Below are 17,649 nucleotides of genomic sequence, written 5' to 3' on the forward strand. Positions count from 1 at the left end.
TGGACGCCTCCCGCTCGCGGTGCAGCCGGCCTCCCGTGCTGCAGGTGGCAAACGGAAGTTTCCTCGAAGTCGCAACGCGGTCCGTTTGACCGAGTAGGCTGCATGCCGTGCGTTGCGAGAACCAAGCGCGTACATCGTGCTGATCGAGAGCCAAGACAGCGCATGCCTTTCCTTGCTGTACAAAACCGGGCTGGTTTCAACCCGGCTGGTATTGATCGTGGAAGACCTGCCGGATCGCTGATCCACAGGCAGCGTGAGCCAGGAATCTCCCTGCTTCAGCCGGGCGAGGATTCAAGACTGCTCCAGGTACGGTGGGCGGACATGCCCGCGTGGAGAACTCCGCGCGGGCGTCGCCCGCCACGAACACGCCCGGGACGCTGGTCTCCAGGTGGTACGGCGGCCGGTCCAGCTCCCAGTCGGCCGGCGGCCGCCCGTCGGGGGTCAGATCCGGCCCGGCGAGGATGAAGCCCCGCTCGTCGCGGAGCACGGTGCCGTCCAGCCAGTCGGTCAGCGGGGCCGCGCCGATGAACACGAACAGCCACTGCGCGTCGACGAGTTCGGTGGCGCCGCCGACCGCGTCGCGCAGGGTGAGCCGCTCCAGGTGGCCGTCGCCGTGCGCGCTCTCGACGAGGGTGGAGCAGCGCACCCGGATGTTGGGCGTCTCCTCGATCTGCTGGATCAGGTAGTACGACATCGACGCCTCCAGGGAGCCGCCGCGTACCAGCAGCGTCACCGACTTGGCGCCCCGGGCCAGGTACATCGCCGCCTGCCCGGCCGAGTTGGCGCCGCCGACGATGTACACGTCGTGGCCCTGGCAGGAGGCCGCCTCGGTCAGCGCCGAGCCGTAGAACACCCCGCAGCCGGCCAGGTCCTCGGTGCCCGGCGCGGTCAGCTGCCGGTAGGACACGCCGGTCGCCAGGATGACGCTGTGCGCGGCGATCGCCGAGCCGTCCGAGAACCGGACCACCCGCGCCGCGCCGTTCGCCTCCAGGCCCGTCACCTCGCGCGCGGTGAGGATCTCGGCGCCGAACTTCGCCGCCTGCCGCCGGGCCCGCTCGGTGAGCTGGCCGCCGGAGACGCCGTCGGGGAAGCCCAGGTAGTTCTCGATGCGCGAGCTCTGCCCGGCCTGGCCCCCGGTCGCCGACCGCTCCACCAGTACCGTGCGCAGCCCTTCCGACGCCCCGTACACGGCCGCGCCCAGTCCGGCCGGACCGCCGCCGATCACCACCAGGTCGTAGAAGTCGGCCGTCGGCGTGGTCGCCAGACCCACCCGGGCCGCCAGCTCGGGCGCCTCCGGCTCCACCAGCGGGGTCCCGTCCGGCGTGACCACCACCGGCAGGCGCTGCCCGTCCTGCCCGGCCGCCGACAGCAGCCGCCGCCCCTCCGGCTCGTCGGCGGAGTACCAGCGGTACGGCACCTGGTTGCGGGCCAGGAACTCCCGGACCTCCGAGGACCGCGCCGACCAGCGGTGCCCGACGACCTTGGTGCTGGGCACCGGCCGGTGGTCGCCGGTGCGCCAGGCCTGGAGCAGGTCGTCCAGGACCGGGTAGAGCTTCTCCTCGGGCGGGTCCCAGGGCTTGAGCAGGTAGTGGTCCAGGTCGACGACGTTGATCGCGTCGATCGCCGCGTTGGTGTCCGCGTACGCCGTCAGCAGCACCCGCCGGGCGCCCGGGTACACGTCCAGGGCCTGTTCGAGGAACTCGATGCCGTTCATCTGCGGCATCCGGTAGTCGGCGAGGATGACGGCCACCAGGTCGCCGCGCAGCTTCAGTTCACGCAGCGCGTCGAGCGCCGACTCGCCGGACTCCGCGCGCACGATCCGGTACGTGGCGCCGTAGCGCCGCCGCAGGTCGCGGGCGACGGCGCGGGAGACCCCCGGATCGTCGTCCACGGTCATGATGACGGTCCGTGTCTCCCCGTCGGCCTGTGCCATACGTCCCCCACGTCGAGAGGCCGGGTTCACGGCACGGCGTCCCCGTCACCGCACCGGCCTCCAGCCCATCGTATGTTCGATCGCCGCGCCCCGCTCAGGCAGCGGAAGGGCGCCGGGGGCCCGCCCGGTCCCCCTGCGTGGTGACGGGGACGGCTTGGGGAAGACTGGGCGCCATGAACGACGTGACCGCGACACAGGGAGGGACCCGCATGACGCGCCCGATCACGGCCGGCCTGGACGGTTCGGAGGAGAGCCTGGCCGCACTGGCCTGGGCGGCGAGGGAGGCGGTCCGCCGCGATGCCCCGCTGCACGTCGTGCACGCCTGGCGGTTCCAGGACCGGGGCGTGGCCGGCACGGTGACCCGGGAGACCCAGGAGGGGTGGGCGCGGGACGCCCTCGCCTCGGCGGTCGGCACCGTCACCGAGCGCCATCCCGGCCTCACGGTCACCACCGACCTGCGCGAGGGCGACGCCGTAGCGGCCCTGCTCGCCGCCGCGGGCGAGGCCGAGACGCTGGTCCTCGGCTCGCGCGGCCACGGACCGGTCGTCGGCTTCCTGCTCGGCTCGGTCGGTCAGCAGGTGATCGCCGAGGCGACCCGGCCGGTCGTCCTCGTGCGCGCCGGTGACGAGGCCGCCGCCGAGGCCGCGGGCCGCGAGGTCGTCGTGGGCCAGCAGGGCGAGCCCGAGGACAGTGCCGACGTCGTCGGGGCCGCGTTCGAGGCGGCCGCCGCCCGGGGCGCCGCCGTGCGGGCCGTACGCGCCTGGACCCTGCCGACGGTGTTCACCTACAGCCCCGGCTCCATGGCGCTCGCCGACGAGGCCGGCGGCCTGGAGCAGTACGAGCACAAGGCGCTCGGCGAGGCCCTCGCACCCTGGCGCGAACGCTTCCCCGACGTTCCGGTGGTCGAGCACGTGGAGATGGGCAGCGCCGGCCAGGTGCTGCTGTCGGCGTCCGCGAACGCCCAGTTGGTGGTCGTCGGCCGCCGCGCCCGCCGCAGCGCCGTCGGCGCCCGGATCGGCTCGGTGGCCCACGGCGTGCTGCACCACGCGGAGTGCCCGGTGGCGGTCGTCCCGCACACGTGAGGCGCGCGGTGGGGGCCGCCGCTCAGTCCGCCGTGGGCCGCAGCGTCTCCCGTACCCCGGGCAGGATGTTGACGAGGTAGTCCTCGACCGCCGTGTCCAGGCCGATGTCGTGCTGGGCCCGCTCGGACAGGTACCAGCGGTGCTCCAGCAGCTCGTGGTAGATCTCCGCCGGGTCCATCGCGCCGCGCAGCTCCAGCGGCACGGCGCGCACGGTGGGCCGGAAGACCTCGCGCACCCAGCGGTGGGCGAGGACCTCCGGGCGGGCGCCGAGGGGGTCGCCCGGGGCGTAGTCGTCCTGGGTGGCCATCCAGCTCTCCAGGTCGTTGAGCAGCCGCCTGGCCTGGTTCTCCTCGGCGTCCAGCCCGGTCAGGCGCAGCAGCTGGCGCTGGTGGTGACCGGCGTCGACGACCTTGGGCACGAAGGTGACCGCGTCGCCGTTGGAGGCGTGCTCGATCTGCATCTCGGCCACGTCGAAGCCGAGGTCGTTCAGACGCCGGATGCGGCGCTCGATGTAGTGGTACTTGCCCGCCGGATACACGGAGGTACGGGTCAGCTCCTGCCACAGGCTCCGGTAGCGGGCGCAGATCTCGGTGCCGAAGTCGACCGGGTCGACGGAGGGGTGCAGGGCCCCGGAGGCCTCCAGGTCGAGCAGTTCGCCACTGATGTTGACCCGGGCCAGGTCGAGGTCGTAGTCGCGCTGCCCGGGGCTCAGCCGCGGGTGCAGCTCGCCGGTCTCGGCGTCGACCAGGTAGGCGGCGTAGGCGCCCGCGTCGCGCCGGAAGAGCGTGTTGGACAGCGAGCAGTCGCCCCACGCGAACCCGGCCAGGTGCAGCCGCACCAGCAGTACCGCGAGGGCGTCCATCAGGCGGTGCATGGTCGCGGGGCGCAGCGTCGTCTCGAACATCGACCGGTACGGCTGCGACCCGCCCAGGTGCCGCGTGACCAGCACCGGCTCCAGCGCGGCCCCGGCGGCGTCCGTGCGGCCGGTGATCACGGCCAGCGCGTCCACCGCCGGGATCGCGAGCCGGTCCAGGTCGCGCAGCAGCTGGTACTCGCGCAGCGCCGGCCGCTCGGCCAGCTCCTTGACCGCGATCACCTCGTCCCCGGCGCGCGCGTAGCGGACCACGTGCCGGGAGATGCCGCGGGGCAGGGGCACGAGGTACTCCTCGGGCCACTGCTCCAGCGGCAGCTGCCAGGGCAGTTCGAGAAGGAGCGCGGGATGCTCCGGATTGGTGGCGCTGATCTGCAAGGCCATGCCCCGACTCTAGAACGCCCGTTCCCGGGCCAGGCCCGCGGCGTCCTTCACCGGCCCCCGGTGGACCGGACCGTGGCCCGGCAGCAGGAGGTCGCCCTCCAGACCGGCGACGACGTCGAGCGAGGCGACCGCGCCCGCCCGGTCGTGGTGGAACAGGTCGGGCAGCAGCTGCGGTCCCTCGATCCGTGAGATGGCGTGCCCGCTCACCAGCGCGTCGCCGGAGATCACCACCCCGGCGTCGGGGAGGTGGTAGACGCAGTGTCCGTCGGTGTGCCCGGGGGTGTGCACCGGCACGGGCCGGCCGGGCAGGTCGAGGGCACCGTCCACCGGGAAGCCCGAGGGCGCGGTCACCGGGTGCTGCTCGGTGCCGCCGGTGCGCAGCACGTGCGCCATCCACGGCAGCACGCCGGGGCGCCAGGCGTTGCGCAGCACCGTGCCCACCGACACCTGCTGGAGGAAGTCGCGCCGGGCGTGCGGCACCTCGGCCTCGTGCAGCAGGACCGGGGTGCCGTGGGCGGCGCGCAGGTACTCGGCCGAGCCCAGGTGGTCGTTGTGGGCGTGGGTGATCAGCACGGCCGCCACCGCCTCGGGCGAACTCCCGACGGCGGTCAGGGAGTCGAGCAGTGCCCGGCGGTCGCCGGGGTATCCGGTGTCGACGAGGGTCACCGCGTCGCCGTCGGTGAGGATGACCCAGTTGGTGTGGCCGCCGTGCACCAGGTAGGTGCCGTCGGCCACTTGCCGTACGTCCGCGCTCATGGTCTCCCGCGTTCCAGGTCGGTGGTCCCCGCGCGGGACAGCCAACCAGAAACCGGGCGCGTGCGGTTCCCGGCCCTCAGCGCACGCCGTGCGGGCGGAACTGGACGCTGATGCGGGGCCCGGCGGCGCGGGTGCTCTTCGGGACGCAGTGCTCCCAGGTGCGCTGGCAGGAGCCGCCCATCACGATCAGGTCGCCGTGGCCCAGCGGGCGGCGCACCGTCTCGCCGCCCCCGCCCGCCGGCCGCAGCAGCAGATCACGGGGCGCGCCGACGGAGAGGATCGCGACCATCGTGTCCTGACGCGCGCCCCGCCCGATCCGGTCGCCGTGCCAGGCGACGCTGTCCCGGCCGTCGCGGTAGTGGCACAGGCCCGCCGTGGTGAAGGGCTCGCCCAGCTCCTCGGCGTAGTGGGCGGACAGGGCGTCTCGCGCCTCCGCCAGCAGGGGGTCGGGCAGCGGGTCGGCCGCGCCGTAGAACGCCAGCAGCCGGGGCACGTCGACGACCCGTTCGTACATCTCACGCCGCTCGGCGCGCCAGGGGACCCCGGTGGCCAGCCGCTCGAAGAGCGCGTCGGCACCGCTCAGCCACCCGGGGAGCAGGTCGATCCAGGCGCCGGAGCCGAGGCGGGTGCGGTGGAGCCCGTCGAGGGAGCCGAGCCCGACCTCGTCGGTCTGGTCGAAGAGCGAGCCCTGGAGGTGCGTGGTCATGGGACCAGCGTACTCCGTGTTCGAAACTGTGTTCTATTCACCTCTCGGCCGGGGCAGTGCGCGATCCGGCCCTTTCGATACACCGCCGTATCCGATACATTCGCGCATCGAACGAGGAGAAGGGGCCGGGCGTGGCGGTGCGGGAGACGAACGGGCGGGTGACCAGACGCCGTGCGCGCACCCGCGCCAACCTCCTGGACGCCGCGTTCGGGGTGTTCGCCGCCAAGGGGTTCGGGCGGGTGTCGATCGAGGAGGTCTGCGAGGCCGCCGGGTACAGCCGCGGCGCCTTCTACTCCAACTTCGACAGCCTCGACGAACTGTTCTTCGCCCTCTACGGGCAACGGGCCGGCCTGATCGCCGAGCAGGTGTCCGCCGCCCTCGCCTCCGACGGCCCCGACCTGGACGTGCCGGCCGCCGTGGAGCGCGTCACCGAGGTGCTGCTCCTGGACCGGGACTGGCTCCTGGTGAAGACGGACTTCCTCGTGCACGCCGCCCGCGACCCGGACGTCGCCCGGACCCTCCTGGAGCACCGGGCCCGGCTCAGGCGGGCGATCGCCGACCGGCTCGCGCGGGCCCGCGGACACACCGCCCTGCCCGCCGTGCTGGGTGACGCGGAGCACGCCGCACACGCCGTGGTCGCCGCGTACGACGGGGTCACCACCCAGCTGCTCCTCGACCGGGACGTCGCACACGCCCGGATCTGGCTCGGACAACTGCTCACCGCGCTGCTCACCGACGGCAGTACGCGTCAATGACACAACAGGAAGGGACGGTCGCCATGGATGCCGACGTCATCGTGGTCGGAGCGGGTCTCGCGGGCCTGGTCGCGGCCCACGAGCTGACCAGCCGGGGCCGGAGGGTGGCCCTGGTCGACCAGGAGAACGCGGCCAACCTCGGCGGGCAGGCCTTCTGGTCCTTCGGCGGCCTCTTCCTCGTCGACTCCCCGGAACAGCGCCGCCTCGGCGTCAAGGACTCCTTCGACCTGGCCTGGAGCGACTGGCAGGGCAGCGCCGGCTTCGACCGCACCGACGACGAGGACTCCTGGGCGGTGCGCTGGGCGCGCGCCTACGTGGAGTGGGCGGCGGGGGAGAAGCGGTCCTGGCTCGCGGGACACGGCATCACCTTCCTGCCCACCGTCGGCTGGGCCGAGCGCGGCGACCTGAGGGCCGGCGGGCACGGCAACTCCGTGCCCCGGTTCCACATCGCCTGGGGGACCGGCACGGGAGTCGTCGAGCCCTTCGTGCGGTACGCGAAGCAGGCGGTGCGGGACGGGCTGCTCACCTTCCACCACCGCCACCGCGTCGACCACCTGGTCGTCGAGGGCGGCACGGCGCGCGGGGTGCGCGGCACGGTCCTCGCCCCGGACCACTCGCCGCGCGGCGTCGCCTCCAGCCGCGAGGCGGCCGGAGAGTTCGAACTCACCGCCCAGGCCGTCGTCGTCACCTCCGGCGGCATCGGCGCCGACCACGACATCGTCCGCCGCCACTGGCCCGAACGCCTGGGCACCCCGCCCGCCGAGATGGTCACCGGAGTCCCCGCCTACGTCGACGGCCGGATGCTCGGCATCAGCGCCGAGGCGGGCGCCCGCCTGGTCAACCGCGACCGCATGTGGCACTACACCGAGGGCGTGCGCAACTGGGACCCGATCTGGCCCGGCCACGGCATCCGCATCCTGCCCGGACCGTCCTCCATGTGGTTCGACGCGCTGGGCCGCCGGCTGCCCGAGCCGTACCTGCCCGGCTACGACACCCTGGGCACCCTGCGCCACCTGCGCACGGCCGAGGACCTCGCGGAACACGACCACTCGTGGTTCGTCCTCACCCAGAAGATCGTCGAGAAGGAGTTCGCGCTCTCCGGCTCCGAGCAGAACCCCGACATCACCGCCAAGGACCGCGCCGGATTCCTGCGCGAACGCGTCCTCGGCAAGGGCGCCCCGGCCCCGGTGGACGCGTTCCTGCGCAAGGGTGCCGACTTCGTGACCGCGCCGGACCTGGAGCAACTGGTGGACAAGATGAACCGGTTGACCGACAAGCCACTCCTGGACGCCGCCGCACTCCGGCGCCAGATCGAGGCGCGGGACCTGCAAATGGCCAACCCGTACGCCAAGGACGCCCAGGTGCAGGGCATCCGCAACGCCCGCCGCTACATCGGCGACCGCCTCGGCCGGGTTGCCATCCCGCACCGCATCCTCGACCCGGCCGCGGGCCCGCTGATCGGCGTCAAGCTGCACATCCTCACCCGCAAGACCCTCGGCGGCATCCAGACCGACCTGGACTCCCGCGCACTGGGCGCCGACGGCACCCCGGTCGAGGGCCTGTACGCGGCCGGCGAGGTGGCCGGCTTCGGCGGGGGAGGGGTGCACGGGTACAACGCGCTGGAGGGCACCTTCCTGGGCGGCTGCCTGTTCTCCGGTCGGGCGGCGGGCCGGGCCGCGGCACGGCAGACCGCCTGAGCGGCCAACCGGGCGGCGCGGGCGCCGGGTTACGCCGACCTGCGGCGTACGGCCTCGCGTCGCTTGAGCGCACGGCGCTCCAACTCGCTGGTACCGCCCCAGACGCCGAGGGTCTGCCCGGTGTCGAGCGCCCACCGCAGGCACTGCTCCCGGACCGGGCAGGTCCGGCAGACCGCCTTCGCCTGCTCGGTCTGCAAAGCGGCCGGGCCGGTGGTGCCGATCGGGAAGAAGAGGTCGGGGTCCTCCGTCCGGCATGCGGCGTGCTCTCGCCAGTTGTCCATCAAAGTCACCTGCGATCGGTATCGTTCGCGTCCTCGTGCATGGCCTACTCCGTTGCGGGTGACCTGTCGACAGCGGGGTGAAACCGGCCCGGTCCTCGTGAGGCGCCGTGTCCGCCTCCGTGGGTCTACCGGCCCAGCGCCTCCGCGGCCGCCGTGACCACCGCGTCCGCCACCGCGGCCAGCGCCGGGGAGTCGAGCTTCCACTGCTGCCAGTACAGCGTGACGTCCACCGCCAGGTCCGGCGCGAAGCCGACGAGCCGGCCGGTGCGCAGCAGGGGCTCGGCCTGCGGCTGCGGGACCATGCCCCAGCCAAGACCGGCGGCGACGGCCTCGACGAAGCCCTCCGAGGTCGGCACGTAGTGCCGCGCGGCGCTCGCGCCACCGTGACCGAGCCGGCGGGCGAAGGAGTCCTGGAAGTCGTCCCGCCGGTCGAAGACCACCACCGGGGCGTCGGCGACGGCCTCCCGCGGCGTCGCCTCCAGGTGCCGGGCCGCGAACCCGGGGGCGGCGCAGGGGAGATAGCGCATCCGGCCCAGCGTCCGGACCGTGCAGCCCGGCACCGGTTCCGGCGACGACGTCACCGCCGCCATCACCACGCCCTCCCGCAGCAGCGTCGCCGTGTGGCCCTCGTCCTCCCGGCGCAGTTCGAAGCAGAGGGCGGGCTCCCGGGGGATGCGGGTGAGGGCGGGCAGGAACCAGGTCGCCAGCGAGTCGGCGTTCACCGCCACCGTCACCCGGGTCGGCTCGTCCGCCCCCCGCAGGCCCAGCTCGGCCGAGGCGTCCCGCTCCAGCCGCGCCACCTGCCGGGCCAGCCGCACCAGCACGGCACCGGAGTCGGTCGCCCGCACCGGCTTGGTGCGCAGCAGCAGCACCCGGCCGGTGCGCTGCTCCAGTGCCTTCACCCGCTGGCTGACCGCGGACGGCGTCACGTGCAGGGCGTCGGCGGCCGCGTCGAACGTGCCCTCGTCCACGACGGCCAGGAGGGTGCGCACATGGTCCAGCGGCAGATCCGCGAACGTCGGCGTCATGTCTTCATCACGCTGGCTAATGATACGTAAGAATCTTTAGCTGTACGTCCGGTGATCGTCCGCTTAGCGTCGAGGGCATGAACAGCGCCCTCACGGCAGCCGCCGCCGGTTTCGGCACCGGACTCTCGCTCATCGTCGCCATCGGCGCCCAGAACGCCTTCGTCCTGCGTCAGGGCATCCGCCGCGACGCCGTCCTCGCCGTGGTCGGCATCTGCGCCCTGTCCGACGCCCTGCTCATCGCCCTCGGCGTCGGCGGGGTGGGCGCCGTGGTGGTGGCCTGGCCGGGCGCGCTGACCGCCGTCGGCTGGATCGGCGGCGCCTTCCTGCTCTGCTACGGCGCCCTGGCCGCCCGGCGGGTCTTCCGCCCCTCCGGCGCGCTGCGGGCGGAGGGCGACGCCGCGGGCTCCCGCCGCCGGGCCGTACTCACCTGCCTGGCGCTGACCTGGCTCAACCCGCACGTCTACCTGGACACCGTGTTCCTGCTGGGCTCCGTCGCCGCCGACCGGGGGCCGCTGCGCTGGACCTTCGGCCTCGGAGCCGCCGCGGCCAGCCTGGTCTGGTTCGCCGCGCTCGGCTTCGGCGCCCGCTACCTCGGCCGCTTCCTGGCCCGGCCCTCGGCCTGGCGCGTACTGGACGGCCTGGTGGCCGCCACCATGATCGTCCTCGGCGTCTCCCTCGTCGCCGGGGCGTGAGAGGGCCGGTATCGGGCCACGCGCGTCCGGCGGGCTCGAACGCGGCTGCGATAGTGATCCCCGCAGTCGAAAGATGTACCGAGCATGTAGGAAGCGTGTGGACACCAGCGAGAGCAGCGGCGACACCAGCGAGAGCAGCGGCGACACGGGCGAGAGCAGCGGCGAGAGCGGCACCGAACCGGAGGCGAAGGCCCCGGCGCCGGACGGGACGCGGCAGCGCGGATGGCGCCGCTGGGCCATGGACACCCGCCCCCTGCGCCGCCCGGCCTACCGCAGGCTGTGGTCCTCGACCATCGTCACGGCCGTCGGCAGCCAGCTCACCGCGGTCGCCGTGCCCAAGCAGATCTACGACATCACCGGCTCCTCGGCCTGGGTCGGCGCCGCGAGCCTCGCCGGGCTGCTGCCGCTCATCGTCTTCGCCCTGTGGGGCGGCGCGGTGGCCGACACCATGGACCGCCGCAGGCTGCTGCTGATCACCAACACCGGCATCGCGGTGACCTCGCTGCTCTTCTGGATACAGGCGGTCACCGGCATGGCGTCGGTGGCCGCGCTGATGCTGCTGCTCGCGCTGCAACAGGCCTTCTGGGGCCTCAACGCCCCGGCCCGCAACGCCTCCATCGCCCGGCTGGTGCCCGAGGACGAGCTGCCCGCCGCCAACGCCCTCGGCTCGACCGTCATGCAGACCGGGCAGGTGGTCGGGCCGCTGCTCGCCGGTGCGCTGATCCCGGTGATCGGCCTGCCCGAGCTGTACCTGATCGACGCGCTGGCCCTGTGCGTCACCGTGTGGGCGGTCTACCGGCTCCCCGCGCTGCCGCCGCTCGCGGGCACGGCGGTCCGGCGCGCGGGCGTGCGCGAGGTGGTGGCGGGCTTCCGCTACATCGCCGGGCACAAGGTGCTGCTGCTGTCCTTCCTGGCCGACATCGTCGCCATGGTGTTCGGCATGCCCCGCGCCCTGTTCCCGCAGCTCGCCGCCGAGACGTACGCCCCGTACGGCGAGGGGCTCGCGCTCGGTCTGCTGTTCGCGGCGATCCCCGTCGGCGCCGTGGCCGGCGGGCTGTTCTCCGGGACCTTCTCCCGGGCGCGCCGGCACGGCTGGATGGTGATCGGCGCGGTCGTGGTGTGGGGTGCGGCCATCACCGGCTTCGGGCTGAGCGGCAGCCTGTGGCTCGCGGTGGCGTTCCTGGCCGTGGCCGGAATCGCCGACATGGTCTCCATGGTGTTCCGCGGGGCGATCCTGCTGTCCGCGGCCACCGACGAGATGCGCGGGCGGATGCAGGGCGTGTTCACCGTCGTCGTGGCGGGCGGCCCGCGGCTGGCCGACGTCCTGCACGGCGGGGCGGGCTCCGCCTTCGGCGCGCGGGAGGCCGTGACCGGGGGCGGGCTGCTCGTCGTGGCCGTGATGCTGGCGCTGGCCGCCGCGATGCCGGCGCTGCGCCGCTACCGCGTCTGACCGCGCCTCACAGGGTGCCGCGTCCGTGCAGCGCGTAGTGCTCCATGAGCCGGCCCCTGGTGTTCTCCAGCCGGTGCGCGAGGATCTCCGCCACCGAGCGCACCAGCACGATGCCCAGCTGCGGGTCCCGCTCGCACAGGTCGAGCACCGCGTCCGCCTCGAACTCGTAGGCACGTACCGGGCTGAACGCCTCGGCGCCGAAGTCCCACTCGTAGGGCGGGAACAGCCAGGACCAGCCGAGCAGGTCGCCCACCCCGAGACTGGCGACCGTGACCCGCTGAAGGGACGTCACCCGCTGGGTCAGGGAGACCGCGCCGGAGCGGATGACCCAGAAGCGGTCCGCCCTGGCTCCCGCCTCGAAGATCCGGTCGTCCTCCGGGAAGGAGACCTCCTGGGCCAGCTCCATCAGCCGCGCGCGCTGGGGGAGGGGCAGGGCGTTCAGGAGTTTGATCGCTTTGGTCATGGCACGGGGCTCCTCGCCGGCGATTCGGTTCCGGGGCTTTCCCTATGCCCATTTCAGTCGCTGCCGGCGCCCTGAGCACCTCGGCGGACGGCGAATCCGGTACGGATTCCGTGCGAGAACCGGGAACGGGGGCGCGAGGGCGTGCAAAGAGCATGAAAAAGCCCTGGCCGGACGGGGGAGGCCGGCCAGGGCCGTAAGCGGTGACCGCGGAGGACGTTTCGGTCGACTCCGTCGCCACATATGGATGAACGCTAAACCATCTCCGGGTGTTCCGCGAAACCGGTACCGGGGCGAGTGACCCGTTTCACTCGCCCGTCCCCGGCCCGCTCCTCACTCGTCACGCTCCGCGACGACCCGGATCGTCTCCAGTGCCGGATCGGTCGGGTCCGGCAGGTACATCCCGGCCTCCAGACCGCTGCGCAGATAGCGCAGGACCGGCTCGGCCAGCCGCTCACCGGGCAGCACGGCCGGAATGCCCGGCGGATACGGCGTGATCATCTCCGCCGCGACCCTCCCCGAGGCCCGCTCCAGGGGCACGTCCTCGGTGGGGCCGAAGAAGGCGTCCCTAGGCAGGTCCACCTGCGGCATCCGCAGCTCGGCCGGGGAGGGCACCTCGACACGCGGCGCGGGCTCCAGGCCGCCGGCGGCGCGGGCCAGGTCCTTGAGGGCGGTGAGCAGTTCGTCCGCGGTCTCCCGGTCGTCGCCGTGGGTGATCTGCGCGCCGATGCGGCGGTGGTCGGTGATGTGGGCGACCACGCCGCGGTGCTCGCGCAGCCAGTCCGCCGCCTGGAAGCCCGGGACGCCGAGCCCGTCGAGGTCGATGACGACCGGCAGCGGATCGAAGCCGTGGGCCTTGCCGGGACCGCAGAAGTCGTCGCGGTCGTTGACGTGCATCCCGTCGATCTCCTCGATCGCCGCGCGCACGCTGGCCGCCAGCCTCAGCGCCCCGCCCATCAGCTCCTGGCCGCCGAGCGCCATCTGGCGGCGCCAGCCGTCCAGACCGGCGAAGATCAGTACCGAGGGGCTGGTGGTGCTCAGCAGGTCGGCGCGCATGCCGAGGACCTTCGGCTGCACCAGGTCGCCGCGCAGATGGAACACCGAGCCCTGTTCCAGACCGCTGCCCATCTTGTGGATGCTGGTCACACAGATGTCGGCGCCCGCGTCCATCGCCCAGGACGGCAGGTCGGGGTGGAAGGGCAGATGCGCGCCCCACGCCTCGTCGACGATCAGCGGCACCGAACGCCGGTGGCAGACCTCGGCCACGGCCCGCAGATCGGCACTCGCGCCGTACGGCGTCGGGCTCGTGACCAGGGCGCCCTTGGCGTCGGGATGGGCGGCGAACGCCTCCTCGAACGCCTCCGCGGACGGCGGATGGGCCAGATGCCGCTCGGCGTCCCACCGCGGTTCGACCCAGACCGGTTCGATGCCGGACAGGATCAGCCCCGAGACCACGGACTTGTGCGCGTCCCGGCCGATCAGCAGCTTCTCGTGCGGCCCCGCGACCGCCAGCATCGCCGCCTTCACCGACAGGGAGCTCCCGCACGTCGAGAAGAACGTGTGATCGGCGTGGACGGCGTCCGCCATCAGCTCCTGCGCGCGCTGCAGCACCCGCCCCCGGGTGAGCCGGTCGTCGAGCCCGGCCGTCGCCAGCACGTCGCCGTGGAACACCGCGTCGCCCAGCACCTCGCGCACCGCCGGGTCCGCGCCACGCGCCTGCTTGTGCCCGGGCGGCGTGAACGCCAGCCGCCCCTCACGGCGGTACTCGGCGAGGGCTTCCAGGACCGGTGCTCGGCGGTGATCGGCTGTCATGCCGCCCGGTTTCCCGTCCGGCGCTCCGTCAATCCGTCCCGAGGCGGCCGCTCACCGCGCGTTCCGGCCGTCCGTCCCGAGGTCCCTCACCGCGCGTTCCGGCCCGGGGTCAGCACCTCGTCGAGCACCCGCAGGACGGCCTCGTACGCCACCGTCCGTACGGCGGCCTCCCGCGAGCCCTCCGGGTCGGTCGGCCGCAGCTCCTCGCTGCGCGCCCGCCAGCTGCGCCCCTCCTCCAGCGCACAGGCCCGCGCCCGGTGCATGCGGCGCAGCAGTTCGTCCGAGTCCACAACATCCGTCATGCACTCCGCGTACCCCGCAGGGCGCCCGGATCCCTTGGGCCGCAAGGAGGACCGAAGGTTTGCCGGTACCGGCAGAGGTCAGCCGACAGTGACGGGGCCGCACGGCGCGCACGCCGGCGAACCGAACCGGACCTACCAGGGAGCCGACGGATGAGCGAGAGGGACACCACCCGACCCGTCGAACGGCGAAGCACGGACCCGCACCACCGGTGCGGGCCGTGCAGGCCCGCCGACGCGCGCAAGGCGGTCGAGCACGCCGTCACCGAGTGCCGCGGTCTCCACGGCACCGCGTCCTGCGACGTGCGCGCCCTGTCGGACGCCCTGCTCGTGGCCTCGGAACTGACCACCAACGCCATCCTGCACGGCGGCGGCATCACCGATTTCCAGGTCGACGTCGTGGGACCCGGAGCGCACCCGGGAGTGCTGCTGTCGGTGTGCGACCGCAGCCACGACCTCCCGGTGGCCGTGCCGCCCACCGACGACCGCGGCCACCGGCGCCTCGGCGGCCGGGGCTGGCCGATCGTGTGCCGGCTGGCCCGCGAGGTGCGCGTGGCAGATCTTCCCTCGGGAGGCAAGTGCATCACCGTCGTCGTTCCGCTGTCCTGATGACTTTTGGAAAAGCGGAGTTTGTTCCACCGGGGCAGGGGCAGTCGCAGATTCGTGCTTCGGACCGGAGGCGCAGCAGCGGGAGCGGTACGGCTGTTTCGGACACTCCGGCTGTGCCGGGGCCACCCCGGACAGCGCCGTTCCCGCGGAAAGTCCCCTGAGACCACCGTTCAGGAGCGAATCCGCATGCTCATAGAAACGCCCACCATCCGTCCCGGTACCACCCCCCGGCCCACCGACGACCCCTCCGCCGCCCCGGCCCGCCGCCGGCACGACGACGCCCCCGACACCATGGCCCTCTTCGGCCGGCTGGCGGGACTGGCCGACGGACCCGAACGGGACGCCGTGCGCGACGAACTGGTCACGGCCTGGCTGCCCATGGCCCACCGGATCGCCGGACGGTTCCGGGACCGCGGCGAATCCCTCGAGGACCTCCGCCAGGTGGCGGCGCTCGGCCTGGTCAAGGCCATCGACCGCTTCGACCCCGGCCGGGGAGCCTTCGAGAGCTACGCCGTCCCCACCATCACCGGTGAGGTCAAGCGCCACTTCCGCGACCGGATGTGGGCCCTGAGGGTGCCCCGCCGGGTCCAGGAACTGCGCAACAAGGTGCGCGTCGCCCGCCGGGAACTCGTCCAGAGCCCGGGCAGTCCCGAACCCTCGGTGGCCGCCCTCGCCGCCCACACCGGGCTGACCGAGGAAGAGGTCGGCGCCGGCATGGAGGCGCTGGAGAGCTTCAGCACCCTGTCGCTGGACGCCGAACTGTCGGCCGGCGACGACGGCTACAGCCTCGCGGACACCCTCGGCGCCGCCGACGCCTCGTACGACACCGTGATCGACCGGGAGTCCGCCAAGGAGGGCCTGCGCAGGCTGCCCGAACGTGAGCGCGCCATTCTCTACATGCGCTTCTTCGAGGACATGACGCAGAGCCGGATCGCGGACTGCCTGGGCATCTCGCAGATGCACGTCTCGCGGCTGATCAGCCGCAGCTGCGCCCGCGTGCGCGACGAGGCGATGGGGGAGCGGGCCACCCGCCCCGGCCACGCGGTGCGCACTTGAGGAGCCGGACGGACGACACGCCGGACGGGCCCGGGGACCAGGGAGGGACGAGACGGATGCTGATGCCACACCCCGAGGTACTGCGCAGGCTCCTGGAGGAGTACGAGGCGGCCGCGGTGGACGAGCCCGCCGGCGCGACGGGCGAGCCGGGCCCGCGGACCCGGGACCTGGCCTACACGCTGTGCGTGTCGACCGGCACGCGGGACGTGACGCGGGCCCTGGACGCCGCCCGGCGCCAACTGGCCGGGCCGCCGGAGCCGGCTACCGCGCCCGGCGCCGCGCCCGTCGGCGTGGCGGACTGACGAGGGACCCGGGGGACGCACGGACGTCGGACCGGCAGGAGACGAACGGACCAGGACGACGGGGCGCGACACCACGGCTGCCCGTACCCGCCCGACGGTGTACGGGCAGCCGCACGCCGGCAGCCGCACGGTGTGCGAGGGAGAAGCCGGGGCATCCGGAGTCCGGGAGGGGATCCACATGAACGCACGTGTCCTGACAGCCACCGGACGAAGCCGCGCCCGACGGGCCGCGAACGGGTCGGCGGCCGAGGGAGCCGCCCGGGCCGGGCTCACCGCCCGCGGCGTCATCTACCTGCTGGTCGGCGTCCTGGCCCTGCGGATCGCCTTCGGAGCCGGAAACCGGCAGGCGGACCGGGGCGGCGCCCTGGCCGAGCTGTCGGACAAGCCGTTCGGGGCCGTGCTGCTCTGGGCGCTCGGCGCCGGGCTGGCCGGCATGGCCCTGTGGCGGCTGTCCGAGGCGCTCTTCGGCGTCACCGGCAAGGACGGCCACACCCTGCGCAAGCGCCTCCCCGCCGCCGCCCGCTGCGTGTTCTACACGTTCGTCGCCTACTCCGTACTGGCCTTCGCGGCCGGCGCCGGCGGCAGCGGATCCAGCGACCGGCAGTCCCGGGACGTCACGGCCAGGGTGATGGAGATGCCCGCGGGCCGCTGGCTCGTGGGCATCGCCGGGGCCGCGATCGTCGTCGCCGGAGCGGTGATCGGCATACAGGCGGCCCGCCGCACCTTCCGCAAGAAGATGAGACTCGGCGGACTGGGCCCGCGCACCCGGCGGCTGGTCGACGTCACCGGAGTCGCCGGCGGGGCCGCCCGCGGTCTCGTCTTCGCCGGGGCGGGAGCCTTCGCCGTACGGGCCGCCGTCGACTACGAACCGGAGCGGGCCAAGGGACTGGACGACACCCTCCGCTCCTTCGCCGGCACCTCCCTCGGCCCCTGGCTGCTGGCCTGCGTCGCCGCGGGCCTGGTCCTCTTCGGTGTCTTCTCCTTCGCGCTCGCCCGGCTGCGGAGGGTCTGAGCGGCCCGGCACGGGGAACACGGGGCGAATGAACGAACACGAGATTCCTCCGCCGGACGGACGTCCCGTGGACGTCTACCTCGACCTCCTGCGCGTTCGCATGCCGAACGACGACTACCAGCTGCTGCTCAGCGTGGTGGAACCGGTCCTCCAGGCGATCGACGAGCAGCAGATGCCGACCATCGACTTCTCCCTGGACGGGGACAACGCCGAGGCGCTGCCCCAGGAGATCAGGGACGAGGCCGCACTGGTCATCGCCACCGCCGTCACCGGACGTCTCGACAACGAGGTCGTCGAGATCGACACCGACGAGACCGGCCCGGTCCGGGTCGTCACCGACGCGGCCACCGCCTCCGACCCCGAGCGCCTCGGCGAGATCGCCGACTACCTCAAGGAACGCCACCAGCAGAACGAGGAACTGCGCGGCATCGCCGAGGCCAGCGGTCTGCCCAGCGACTTCTGAC

The 17,649-nt window shown here is 73.4% G+C and carries 19 protein-coding genes; 10 read left to right on the forward strand and 9 right to left on the reverse strand.

Translation table 11 applies throughout. From position 1 onward, the window contains the following. Window positions 1-196: 196 nt before the first annotated feature. Window positions 197-1,933 carry an NAD(P)/FAD-dependent oxidoreductase gene (locus tag Sco07f_RS14540; protein WP_108988072.1) on the reverse strand — a complete coding sequence of 579 codons (1,737 nt, stop codon included), beginning with the start codon at window positions 1,931-1,933 and terminating at the stop codon, window positions 197-199. A gap of 209 nt (window positions 1,934-2,142) precedes the next feature. Between Sco07f_RS14540 and Sco07f_RS14545 the strand changes: the two genes are divergently transcribed. After that, entirely contained in the window at window positions 2,143-3,015 is an 873-nt protein-coding gene (locus Sco07f_RS14545; RefSeq protein ID WP_054100100.1) for a universal stress protein, read from the forward strand. A gap of 22 nt (window positions 3,016-3,037) precedes the next feature. Here the strand turns inward: Sco07f_RS14545 and Sco07f_RS14550 are convergent, their stop codons facing one another. The 3 genes from Sco07f_RS14550 to Sco07f_RS14560 all read right to left on the reverse strand — a co-directional run bounded on the left by Sco07f_RS14550 (window position 3,038) and on the right by Sco07f_RS14560 (window position 5,732). Then, the gene (locus Sco07f_RS14550; RefSeq protein WP_007446636.1) at window positions 3,038-4,270 is read right to left on the reverse strand and encodes a DUF4032 domain-containing protein; all 1,233 of its coding nucleotides are present in this window, start codon (window positions 4,268-4,270) and stop codon (window positions 3,038-3,040) included. A gap of 9 nt (window positions 4,271-4,279) precedes the next feature. Continuing rightward, window positions 4,280-5,026 carry an MBL fold metallo-hydrolase gene (locus Sco07f_RS14555; RefSeq protein ID WP_108988073.1) on the reverse strand — a complete coding sequence of 249 codons (747 nt, stop codon included), beginning with the start codon at window positions 5,024-5,026 and terminating at the stop codon, window positions 4,280-4,282. A 76-nt stretch (window positions 5,027-5,102) separates the two neighbouring features. Further along, a complete protein-coding gene (locus tag Sco07f_RS14560) occupies window positions 5,103-5,732 on the reverse strand; it encodes an alpha-ketoglutarate-dependent dioxygenase AlkB (RefSeq protein ID WP_007446634.1) in 630 nt (209 codons plus the stop codon). Between the two features lie 131 nt (window positions 5,733-5,863). Between Sco07f_RS14560 and Sco07f_RS14565 the strand changes: the two genes are divergently transcribed. Both Sco07f_RS14565 and Sco07f_RS14570 read left to right on the forward strand, forming a co-directional pair. After that, the gene (locus Sco07f_RS14565; protein ID WP_007446626.1) at window positions 5,864-6,487 is read left to right on the forward strand and encodes a TetR/AcrR family transcriptional regulator; all 624 of its coding nucleotides are present in this window, start codon (window positions 5,864-5,866) and stop codon (window positions 6,485-6,487) included. A 23-nt stretch (window positions 6,488-6,510) separates the two neighbouring features. Beyond that, a complete protein-coding gene (locus Sco07f_RS14570) occupies window positions 6,511-8,184 on the forward strand; it encodes an FAD-binding dehydrogenase (RefSeq protein WP_007446624.1) in 1,674 nt (557 codons plus the stop codon). 29 nt (window positions 8,185-8,213) lie between these two features. On the opposite strand, the gene Sco07f_RS14575 is transcribed toward Sco07f_RS14570, so the two are convergent. After that, window positions 8,214-8,465 carry a WhiB family transcriptional regulator gene (locus Sco07f_RS14575; protein WP_054100096.1) on the reverse strand — a complete coding sequence of 84 codons (252 nt, stop codon included), beginning with the start codon at window positions 8,463-8,465 and terminating at the stop codon, window positions 8,214-8,216. Between the two features lie 125 nt (window positions 8,466-8,590). Next, complete coding sequence (locus Sco07f_RS14580; RefSeq protein WP_108988074.1) at window positions 8,591-9,493, reverse strand: LysR family transcriptional regulator ArgP; 903 nt, start codon at window positions 9,491-9,493, stop codon at window positions 8,591-8,593. A 77-nt stretch (window positions 9,494-9,570) separates the two neighbouring features. On the opposite strand from Sco07f_RS14580, the gene Sco07f_RS14585 reads away from it, so the two are divergent. Then, entirely contained in the window at window positions 9,571-10,185 is a 615-nt protein-coding gene (locus Sco07f_RS14585; RefSeq protein WP_054100094.1) for a LysE/ArgO family amino acid transporter, read from the forward strand. A gap of 73 nt (window positions 10,186-10,258) precedes the next feature. Further along, entirely contained in the window at window positions 10,259-11,635 is a 1,377-nt protein-coding gene (locus tag Sco07f_RS14590) for an MFS transporter (RefSeq protein WP_108988075.1), read from the forward strand. 7 nt (window positions 11,636-11,642) lie between these two features. On the opposite strand, the gene Sco07f_RS14595 is transcribed toward Sco07f_RS14590, so the two are convergent. The 3 genes from Sco07f_RS14595 to Sco07f_RS14605 form a co-directional block, all read right to left on the reverse strand. Next, window positions 11,643-12,098: a cyclic nucleotide-binding domain-containing protein gene (locus Sco07f_RS14595; RefSeq protein ID WP_007446616.1), complete on the reverse strand. Its 456-nt coding sequence runs from the start codon at window positions 12,096-12,098 to the stop codon at window positions 11,643-11,645. 330 nt (window positions 12,099-12,428) lie between these two features. Further along, window positions 12,429-13,907, reverse strand: coding sequence for an aminotransferase class I/II-fold pyridoxal phosphate-dependent enzyme (locus tag Sco07f_RS14600; protein WP_108988076.1), 1,479 nt, complete (start codon window positions 13,905-13,907; stop codon window positions 12,429-12,431). 86 nt (window positions 13,908-13,993) lie between these two features. Further along, on the reverse strand, window positions 13,994-14,209 hold the full coding sequence (locus tag Sco07f_RS14605; RefSeq protein ID WP_007446612.1) for a hypothetical protein: 216 nt from the start codon (window positions 14,207-14,209) through the stop codon (window positions 13,994-13,996). Between the two features lie 150 nt (window positions 14,210-14,359). Here Sco07f_RS14605 and Sco07f_RS14610 point away from each other — a divergent pair, with 150 nt between their 5' ends. The 5 genes from Sco07f_RS14610 to Sco07f_RS14630 all read left to right on the forward strand — a co-directional run bounded on the left by Sco07f_RS14610 (window position 14,360) and on the right by Sco07f_RS14630 (window position 17,648). Further along, window positions 14,360-14,815 carry an ATP-binding protein gene (locus tag Sco07f_RS14610; RefSeq protein ID WP_007446608.1) on the forward strand — a complete coding sequence of 152 codons (456 nt, stop codon included), beginning with the start codon at window positions 14,360-14,362 and terminating at the stop codon, window positions 14,813-14,815. A gap of 186 nt (window positions 14,816-15,001) precedes the next feature. Next, window positions 15,002-15,871, forward strand: coding sequence for a SigB/SigF/SigG family RNA polymerase sigma factor (locus tag Sco07f_RS14615; protein WP_007446605.1), 870 nt, complete (start codon window positions 15,002-15,004; stop codon window positions 15,869-15,871). 56 nt (window positions 15,872-15,927) lie between these two features. Continuing rightward, window positions 15,928-16,173: a DUF5133 domain-containing protein gene (locus Sco07f_RS14620; protein WP_108988077.1), complete on the forward strand. Its 246-nt coding sequence runs from the start codon at window positions 15,928-15,930 to the stop codon at window positions 16,171-16,173. 178 nt (window positions 16,174-16,351) lie between these two features. Next, window positions 16,352-17,185, forward strand: a complete 834-nt coding sequence (locus Sco07f_RS14625) for a DUF1206 domain-containing protein (RefSeq protein WP_108988078.1) — start codon at window positions 16,352-16,354, stop codon at window positions 17,183-17,185. 28 nt (window positions 17,186-17,213) lie between these two features. After that, complete coding sequence (locus Sco07f_RS14630; protein WP_042825638.1) at window positions 17,214-17,648, forward strand: hypothetical protein; 435 nt, start codon at window positions 17,214-17,216, stop codon at window positions 17,646-17,648. Window position 17,649 lies beyond the last annotated feature (1 nt).

Origin of the sequence: Streptomyces coelicoflavus, from assembly GCF_003112555.1 — a bacterium.
Taxonomy (GTDB): domain Bacteria; phylum Actinomycetota; class Actinomycetes; order Streptomycetales; family Streptomycetaceae; genus Streptomyces; species Streptomyces coelicoflavus.

Bases quoted from the DNA above. Each gene is read 5' to 3' on its own strand.
- Sco07f_RS14540 (WP_108988072.1), bottom strand. From the start codon at position 1,933: ATGGCACAGGCCGACGGGGAGACACGGACCGTCATCATGACCGTGGAC.
- Sco07f_RS14545 (WP_054100100.1), top strand. From the start codon at position 2,143: ATGACGCGCCCGATCACGGCCGGCCTGGACGGTTCGGAGGAGAGCCTG.
- Sco07f_RS14550 (WP_007446636.1), bottom strand. From the start codon at position 4,270: ATGGCCTTGCAGATCAGCGCCACCAATCCGGAGCATCCCGCGCTCCTT.
- Sco07f_RS14555 (WP_108988073.1), bottom strand. From the start codon at position 5,026: ATGAGCGCGGACGTACGGCAAGTGGCCGACGGCACCTACCTGGTGCAC.
- Sco07f_RS14560 (WP_007446634.1), bottom strand. From the start codon at position 5,732: ATGACCACGCACCTCCAGGGCTCGCTCTTCGACCAGACCGACGAGGTC.
- Sco07f_RS14570 (WP_007446624.1), top strand. From the start codon at position 6,511: ATGGATGCCGACGTCATCGTGGTCGGAGCGGGTCTCGCGGGCCTGGTC.
- Sco07f_RS14575 (WP_054100096.1), bottom strand. From the start codon at position 8,465: ATGGACAACTGGCGAGAGCACGCCGCATGCCGGACGGAGGACCCCGAC.
- Sco07f_RS14580 (WP_108988074.1), bottom strand. From the start codon at position 9,493: ATGACGCCGACGTTCGCGGATCTGCCGCTGGACCATGTGCGCACCCTC.
- Sco07f_RS14585 (WP_054100094.1), top strand. From the start codon at position 9,571: ATGAACAGCGCCCTCACGGCAGCCGCCGCCGGTTTCGGCACCGGACTC.
- Sco07f_RS14590 (WP_108988075.1), top strand. From the start codon at position 10,259: ATGTACCGAGCATGTAGGAAGCGTGTGGACACCAGCGAGAGCAGCGGC.
- Sco07f_RS14595 (WP_007446616.1), bottom strand. From the start codon at position 12,098: ATGACCAAAGCGATCAAACTCCTGAACGCCCTGCCCCTCCCCCAGCGC.
- Sco07f_RS14600 (WP_108988076.1), bottom strand. From the start codon at position 13,907: ATGACAGCCGATCACCGCCGAGCACCGGTCCTGGAAGCCCTCGCCGAG.
- Sco07f_RS14605 (WP_007446612.1), bottom strand. From the start codon at position 14,209: ATGACGGATGTTGTGGACTCGGACGAACTGCTGCGCCGCATGCACCGG.
- Sco07f_RS14610 (WP_007446608.1), top strand. From the start codon at position 14,360: ATGAGCGAGAGGGACACCACCCGACCCGTCGAACGGCGAAGCACGGAC.
- Sco07f_RS14615 (WP_007446605.1), top strand. From the start codon at position 15,002: ATGCTCATAGAAACGCCCACCATCCGTCCCGGTACCACCCCCCGGCCC.
- Sco07f_RS14620 (WP_108988077.1), top strand. From the start codon at position 15,928: ATGCTGATGCCACACCCCGAGGTACTGCGCAGGCTCCTGGAGGAGTAC.
- Sco07f_RS14625 (WP_108988078.1), top strand. From the start codon at position 16,352: ATGAACGCACGTGTCCTGACAGCCACCGGACGAAGCCGCGCCCGACGG.
- Sco07f_RS14630 (WP_042825638.1), top strand. From the start codon at position 17,214: ATGAACGAACACGAGATTCCTCCGCCGGACGGACGTCCCGTGGACGTC.